Below are 525 nucleotides of genomic sequence, written 5' to 3' on the forward strand. Positions count from 1 at the left end.
GAGAATGGCGATGTCATGACACCGCATCACGCGCCGTTCGGCCATGACAACGGAGCGCCAGCCGGTCCTTTCCCGAATATGGGTCCAGATTTGGCCACCCTGGAGGATGCCGGGCGGATAGGGAAAAATCATCACCGCATTGGTCGCTGTCGTCGCCTGCGCACTATCGGCGCCGCTGGTCCAGAACTGCTCCTCCATGTCCCAGAGTATGCCCTGTTCGCGAGGCGATAGCGTACCGGACTTGTGTGCCGCATGGGCCGGTCTCCTCGCGGTCGCGGTTGGGACGGTCATTCGCCTGACCCTGACCCGCCAACCATGAACATCTGAAACAGTACAAAGATGATCGCGAGTACCGCCCAGATCGCGCCGCTTGTACCCGGGCTGCCGCCGGTGACGGTCGAGGCAGCTCGCTTAAGGCTACCTGACGCCCTGCCTTCGGGAAGCAGCCGGCTCAGGTCTCGTGCGACCCTCCCGTGATCGCTGGCGAGCGCAGGAACGTCCCGAAATCGGGCAAGCAGCGTTCCC

1 protein-coding gene and 1 pseudogene are annotated in these 525 nt (G+C 63.4%); both read right to left on the reverse strand.

Annotation, left to right across the window (positions count from 1 at the left end):
• Positions 1-198: pseudogene (locus tag RXV90_RS25805) on the reverse strand (hypothetical protein); the annotation flags it as partial.
• A gap of 89 nt (positions 199-287) precedes the next feature.
• The coding region (locus tag RXV90_RS25810; RefSeq protein WP_316653302.1) for a hypothetical protein at positions 288-525 on the reverse strand (238 nt) is incomplete at its 5' end.

The sequence above is a fragment of the Ovoidimarina sediminis genome (assembly GCF_032586175.1).
Classification (GTDB): domain Bacteria; phylum Pseudomonadota; class Alphaproteobacteria; order Rhodobacterales; family Rhodobacteraceae; genus Ovoidimarina; species Ovoidimarina sediminis.